At 42.7% G+C, this 7,442-nt stretch carries 3 protein-coding genes and 1 pseudogene; all 4 read left to right on the forward strand.

The genetic code is table 11. The features are described 5' to 3' along the window. Positions 1-101 precede the first annotated feature (101 nt). On the forward strand, positions 102-2,936 hold the full coding sequence (locus L5M10_RS12145; protein ID WP_263255318.1) for an ExeM/NucH family extracellular endonuclease: 2,835 nt from the start codon (positions 102-104) through the stop codon (positions 2,934-2,936). 830 nt (positions 2,937-3,766) lie between these two features. Continuing rightward, positions 3,767-4,264: a hypothetical protein gene (locus L5M10_RS12150; RefSeq protein WP_263166492.1), complete on the forward strand. Its 498-nt coding sequence runs from the start codon at positions 3,767-3,769 to the stop codon at positions 4,262-4,264. Between the two features lie 486 nt (positions 4,265-4,750). Continuing rightward, complete coding sequence (locus L5M10_RS12155) at positions 4,751-6,511, forward strand: ATP-dependent nuclease (protein ID WP_263255319.1); 1,761 nt, start codon at positions 4,751-4,753, stop codon at positions 6,509-6,511. A 791-nt stretch (positions 6,512-7,302) separates the two neighbouring features. Next, positions 7,303-7,442, forward strand: a pseudogene (locus L5M10_RS12160) (IS4 family transposase); the annotation flags it as partial.

Genomic DNA, 7,442 nt, shown 5'->3' on the forward strand with positions numbered 1-7,442 from the left:
ACCGCCTATAGTATCGTCAGTCTTCGAGGTGATATCACCTTGAAGCATCTAAGCGCATCAATTAAATACCAAATATTAAAACAATACATTTAGGGGTCTCAATGTTTAACACTAAAACTGTGCTGGCGTTAGCCATCAGCAGCGTTTGTGGGCTTGCCCATGGCGCGGATAATTTGATCATTTCTGAATACGTCGAAGGCAGCAGCAATAATAAAGCTATCGAACTGTATAACCCAACCGCGGGCGCTATTGATTTAAGCCAATACCAATTGCGCTTCTATTTTAATGGCAGCACAAACGTCGGCACGACCATTGCGCTCACTGGATCATTAGCGGCGGGGGCGACTTATGTGGTTGCCGATAATGACTCTTCTGCCGATATCCTTGCGGTCACAAATCAACAGAGTAACGCCAGCTTCTTTAACGGCGACGATGCGATTGAACTGACCTATCAAAATCAAGTCATTGATAGTTTAGGTCAAGTCGGTGTCGATCCCGGTGCCGAGTGGGGCAGTGGTGATCTCTCCACTCAAGATAATACCCTGCGCCGTAATCCTGATCTGCTGATTGCCGATCCTATCAGTACTGATGCAGTAAGCTTTAGCACTTGGCTAGGTTTTGCTAAGGATGATGTTTCTGATCTTGGTAAGTTCAGTGCGGGTACGCCAACCGATCCCGTCGACCCTCCACCAAGCTCTTTAGTGTGCGGCGAAGAAGCCACAGCAATTCATGCGCTTCAAGGCGCGGGCGCTGCCAGCCCTCTCAATGGTCAAACTTTAGTGGTTGAGGCGGTTGTCGTCAGTAATCAAGAAGCTGGTCTTAAGGGCATTTTCGTGCAAATGGCTGATAATGAAGCCGATAGTGATCCCCAAACCTCGGAAGGGGTGTTTGTGTATACCGGCACTGCGCCCACAGCTTATGTGGCAGGCGATCGTATTCGTTTAAAAGCCAAAGTCACTGAATATCAAGGCTTAACTGAACTAACGACTTTATCAGAACACAAGTTGTGTGCTACAGGACAAACGTTACCAACGGCCGCGCTAGTGGCCTTACCAGTTAACAGCAGTGATGATTTTGAGCCCTTTGAGGGCATGCGTGTTCGTTTTAGCCAAGATTTAGTGGTGAATGAAGTCTATAACCTCGGTCGTTATGGCGAGATTTCATTAGGCAGTCAGCGCCACTTTATTGGTACGCAGGTGGCTGCACCGGGCGCGGATGCGCTGGCGGTGAGTGCAGCCAACCAACGTGACAGTATTTTATTGGATGACGGTTTAACGGCGCAGAATCCTGATCCTGTGCAATTCCCCGCTCCTGGTTTGAGCGCATCAAACACAGTGCGTGTAGGCGATAAAGCCACATCGCTTACGGGTGTAATGCACTATGGCTTTAATCTGTATCGCATTATGCCAATCGAAACGGTGAACTTTGTGGCGGAAAACCCACGCCCTGTTGCGCCCACATTGAATGATGGCGGTAATCTAAAAGTCGCTAGCTTTAACGTGCTTAACTACTTCAATGGTGATGGCCAAGGTGCAGGTTTCCCAACCGCCCGTGGTGCCAATACGTTGAGCGAATTTGAGCGTCAAAAAGCGAAGATTGTCAGCGCCATGGTGGGCATTAGTGCCGACGTATTCGGTTTGATGGAAATTGAAAATGATGGCTTTGGCGCTAATTCAGCCATTGCCGATTTAGTCGCAGGTTTGAATGCCGCAGTGGGTGAAGCGCGGTACGTTTATATCGCGCCAACAGGCATGAATGTGATTGGCACCGATGCCATCACAGTTGGCTTGATTTATCGCAGCGATAAAGTCACGCCGCAGGGCGCTGCACGTATTCTATCTAGTGCGAATTCGCCATTAGATAGCGATCAAAAGCCCCTGTTTGACGACAGTAAAAACCGTCCAATGCTGACCCAAGCCTTTAGCGTGAACGGCAGTGAAGAAGGCGTGGTTGTTGCGGTTAATCACTTTAAATCTAAAGGCAGTGAATGTGCAGGCGAACCTGATCTTAACGACGGTCAAGGCAACTGTAATATCACTCGTACCCGTGCGGCGACGGCTGCAGGTCAATGGATCAGCGAGCAATATCCAGATCAAGGCGTACTGCTGATTGGTGATTTGAACGCCTATGCGAAGGAAGATCCATTAACTGCTTTAGGTAATGCAGGCTTTAGTGAGCTGTTTGCCAAACTTGAAAAGCCAAATCCTTATTCCTATGTGTTCTCGGCTGAATCGGGTCAGTTGGACCATGCTTTAGCAAACGCTGCCCTGGTGGATAAAGTGGTGGATGTGACGCAGTGGCATATCAATACCGACGAACCGCGCGTATTGGATTACAACGAAGAGTTTAAGACGCCTACTCAAATCCAAGACTTATTTGCCACTGATGCGTATCGCTCATCGGATCACGATCCTGTGGTGATTTCACTCTTGCTCGACGCGGAAAAAGTCGCGCCAGTGGCCAGTTTCACCCAAGTGGTGAATGGTGCTGCGGTGCAGCTGACATCCACTTCAACCGACAGCGACGGACAAATCGTGTCAGCAGAGTGGAGCTTTGGTGATAATACCGTCGCAATGGGTGAGGTAGTGACTCACAGTTATAGCCAAAGCGGCGAGTATCTGGTCACGCTAACTGTGACTGATAACGACGGCCTAACCCATAGCACGTCGCAAATGGTGACAGTGGTTGCTGATAACGTGAAACAACCACCCGTTGCGCAAATTCAGCGTATTAATTTATGGTTAGTCGATATGTTTATCTCGACTAGCTATGATACCGATGGCGTAATCAAGCAACATAAATGGACGTTCGACAATGGCACCCGCGCTAACGGTCAAGTGGTATTGCGCCTTGCCCGCCATGGACAACACACAGTTGAACTGACCGTTAAAGATAACGACAAGTTAACGGATACCACAACGCTGACTTACCGTTAAGCCAGTCCTTTTATTCCGTTGATTTTAAGTGACGCCAAGCTCGCAGCCGCGGGCTTTTCTTTTTGCCCAAAAGCAAAATAAAGTTGTTGTCAGTTGTGACGCATCAATTGTCATTGTTTCCCCAGTGACTCGTCACCTCTTTATTTAACAAGAAGCCTCCCTGAGGGCTCTAATAAAATATCCCTGTTTTAGAAGGTTACAGGTGCAACAATGACAATTTTAACTAACCCTTTCGCTGTTTGTTTAGCTAAAAAGCTAATGCACAAAGCAAGATAACTTTGTCGTCAGTTGTGCTGTATTCATTGTCATTGTTTCCCCTGTGACTCGTCTATTTCTTTCAAAATAAGCCTCCCTGAGGGCTCAGCTAAAACATCCTGTTTTAGAAGGTCACTGGTGCAACAATACCAATCTTAACTAACCCTCTAGCTGCTCGTTTAGCTAAAAGATATTGCCCTAAAGCAAGATAACTTTGTTGTCAGTTGTGCAGCATGAATTGTCATTGCTTCCCCAGTGACTCGCCGTAAATATATCCCTATAGGCTCGACGGCAGCATCCATGCCGCCAACGGTCACTGGTACAACAATGCCAACTTAACTGACACTTCTGCTGTTTGTTTAGCTAAAAAGCTATTGCCCCATTCCAATTAAGCAATGACTTAATATGTACGACTTGGTGCTTTTAGATTGACCAAATTTTAGTAATGAGACAATGTAGTCATCAGGAACTGTTCGCCTCCATTTACAAACTTACTTCGGTGGATCATTTTTCGATGCAAATCGTGAATCAGTTTTTGGTGCAAATTAAGAAAAGCGTTAGGAACTATTGAAGAAATGTTCTCTGAATCGCAGAAAATTGAAACATACAAAGCTATGGGGCAAATCGCTATGGTCTGCGGTGGCAGTGAGTATAAGTGTGCATGGGCTATGAGCTTGCTTGAACAAGGTGTAGATACGCCATATATTGCTATTTTAGCTACACTCATAAAGCCTATAAATGAATTCGAAGCCGATGATTACTTCAATAGAGTTTTATCAGAACTAGATATTGAACGACCAAACGATGAAGAAGCAATTGAAGGTTATGCCAAAGTTTTAATGAAAGAGGTGGTTGACGGATCTTTAACCCCAGAAGTTGGTGTTTCAATGATATATAATGCAAACGTAAAACTTGACTATCCTAGTTCATTTGGCGATTTTACAGTTCTCGAGGACGAATGGTACTGTGAATACATTAATGGATGGTCAAAAGAGCAAAGAAAAACCAAAATTATCAATGCATGTAAGAATACTTATGAGGTTCTTAATTATCCAAATGTTTTCAAAGTCTAACAAATAAGGTTAGGCTGCGCGAAGCGGCGACCTTATCCCAAATATTGAACAAGTTGTTCCACCGTCATTTATCCTTTTGCCCCAAAGTTTGCTAGCACTCGTTTAGTGAATCGAAAATTGACGAACTACTTGCCCTACAAATCCTTATCTATTAGTTCTGCTTTTTAACCCGACTTTTAGCTCTTCATCATGACTGATCAAAATTGAAATGCTATACAGTTGTGTTCATAAATGCCTAGTATTGAGTGCTTTTACTTAAATTACATGCGCGTTATCCCAATACTGTAAAGATAAAACTATTAAAAATTAAATTCTTAAGTTTTATGTCGGTTAGATAATAGATTTAGAAAATGCGCATGCGCGTTTTTCCGGATGGTGTATTTGATAAAAAGCTGATAAGTTCTTTGCACACTGATAGTTAACTGTGCATGCGCACTATACATACGCTAAGTGTCAAAGGATAGGCTGGCACATCATGGAGGAATTATGTCCCACAAAATATCGAATGTAGTAATAAAAAACTTCAAATCTGTCATTGATGCAGAGTTTAAACTGTCAAGTTTTACTCCTTTAGTTGGTTATAATAATGCAGGTAAATCGAATTGCTTGTCTGCTATTCAATGGTTACTTAAAAAATCTAGTTTACCAGAAAAAGACTTTTTCGATGCTACTCAGCCAATTGAAGTAATCGCAACTATAGAAGGTGTTACTCAAGCTCTTCTCGATTCAATGCCACCAAGGCAAAAAAGCTCTATCGGAAAATATATTCAAAATGAAACGTTAAAAATACGACGATTTCAAGCAATTTCTAGTGAAAAAACAGCAGATATTAAAATTTCAGTATGGGATGAAGTAGAAGCTGAGTGGGCTGTAAACCCAACAGGTCTTGATAATGCTATTAGTGTACTACTTCCTGAGCCTATCAGAATTGGTGCTATGGAAAATGCAGCTGAAGATGCTTCAAAAGCCAAAACCTCCACAACAATTGGGAAGTTACTCGCAGAATTTCTGACTCCAGTAAAAGCGGCGCATGAAACAGAGTTAAACCTTCACCTCAATGAGGTAGGAAGACGAATTTCATCTGACGGAGATATGCGATTTGGGGAACTTTCAACAATCGATCAAAACGTTAACTCTAAAGTAAATGACTTGTTTCCAGGCATGAGTGTAAAACTTCACTTTGACACGCCTTCAATAGATGATTTGATCAAAGCAGGTACAATAAAAGTTTTTGAAGGAACTGGAAATGGTAGAGACTTTTCTTCGTATGGTCATGGTGCTCAACGTTCTATCCAGATGGCTTTAGTTCAATATTTAGCGGAAATTAAAAGAGTTAACAACAATTCAAGCTCAACTACATTATTGTTAATCGATGAGCCTGAATTATATTTACATCCTTTTGCTATTGAGCAAATCAGAGAGGCTTTAGTAGCATTATCAGAAAATGGATATCAAGTACTAATTACTACTCACTCAGCTCAAATGATTACTCCAGAATTAGCTGAAAAAACATTATTAATTAGAAAAAATGATTCTCATGGCACTCATTCAAGACTTAGATTGACAGATGCTATTCAAAGAGTTGTGCCTAATTCTATGCATCAGATGGAGCAGTTGTTTAATTTATCACACTCTAATCAAGTTTTATTTGCTGAAAATGTCATCTTAACTGAGGGGAAAACGGAGTTACGTTTACTTCCTTTTTTATTCAAATCAGTTGCTAATTTAACTATGGGACAGGAAAAACATGCTCTTGTCGCGCAAAGTGGTGTTAACGATACAAAAAAATCATTAGAAATACTTGGTGCAATGGATTTACCCTCAAAAGCAATATGTGATCTAGATTATTGTTTTACGGGTGCAGTAAGGGATAACTTTATTTTATCTACTGATCAAGATTTAGTTGCGTTGAAGGCTATGCTTCCTAATTTAGTTCAATCCCATGGTGTGATGTTAAATGGGAATGGTTTACCTAAAAACACCAATGCAATAAGTGCGGCGAAAGCTTTTGAAGCTTTAGCTAGTCAGCAAGCCGCAATTCCATTAATAAATTCTTTACATAATAAAATGAAAGCACAAAGCATTTGGGTTTGGAAAAAAGGTGCTATTGAGGCTCATATTGGAACAACAAGTAAAGATGAAAGCGCTTGGGCGCAATTTAAAAATAATGTATCAATTCATGGGTTAGCCCAAGCATGCAATGATCACCAAAGTATAATAGATCTTGTTGAATGGCTACGTAATTGACACTTAATCGGGTAGCCGGAGGTATCTAACCTCCAGCCCCCAAACCACCCTGTATTCGGCTCTGCACACGACTAAATGGATTTAGGAAGTAGGGCGAAGCTGGATGCCAAAGTCGAGGGCGGTTCATTTAGAACGTCTAACCTAGGCTTTCTGGTTAGCTTCTTGTTTCGAGAGTGAACTGCAATCCATCCATCTCTCAGTGAACATAAACCCGCTTTCTTAACTCTTACTTGAAGCTTTGCATTAATAATTATAATGTGAAGCATGAGCTTTAATGCTTAAGCTCTAAATCATTTCTGTCCCAAAGTGTACTACCTATGCCTTTAAAACCTACAGATTACGCGAATGCTCGAAAGGTGTGCCATGGTGATTGGCGAGACGACCGTCCGCCCCATGGACGGGGCGGTCGAGCATCCAAGGACGGACTTGCAGCGAGTCGACGAGCGAATGCCATGGCAAGCCTGTGCGAGTGGATACCCGTAAACGCTAAACTTCTAACAACTGAAATTACTGCTCCCCAAACACTACTTTCCAACATATTTCTGTCCAAAAGCGTGCGGCGTATCGCTTTAAATATACAAGTTATGCTAGTGCGCAAAAGGCGTGCCATGGTGACTCGCGTGACGACTATCCGCCCTACGGAAGGGCATTCTAGGATGGACTGGAACAACATCCATGCTTAACTCTGAAGAATCCCCTGATGATTTACAAATAAATCATCAAATTAGGGTGGAAGCGCATCTTGTTGCATGATCAAATGGTTTCGCTAAAAACTACACTTGGACAACAAGATGCGCGAAGCCAATATCCTACAACATTCTTTACACCAATACTGCCCAGAACTTCACCTAAAACGATTAAACAGCTTGATGCTGGCCTCTAAGGCACTGATTGAATGTAAGACACTGACCTTGACTGAGTTAGGTCGAAA

Origin of the sequence: Shewanella sp. SM32 (assembly GCF_025654235.1) — a bacterium.
GTDB classification, from domain to species: domain Bacteria; phylum Pseudomonadota; class Gammaproteobacteria; order Enterobacterales; family Shewanellaceae; genus Shewanella; species Shewanella oncorhynchi.

Bases quoted from the DNA above. Each gene is read 5' to 3' on its own strand.
- L5M10_RS12150 (WP_263166492.1), top strand. From the start codon at position 3,767: ATGTTCTCTGAATCGCAGAAAATTGAAACATACAAAGCTATGGGGCAA.
- L5M10_RS12155 (WP_263255319.1), top strand. From the start codon at position 4,751: ATGTCCCACAAAATATCGAATGTAGTAATAAAAAACTTCAAATCTGTC.
- L5M10_RS12145 (WP_263255318.1), top strand. From the start codon at position 102: ATGTTTAACACTAAAACTGTGCTGGCGTTAGCCATCAGCAGCGTTTGT.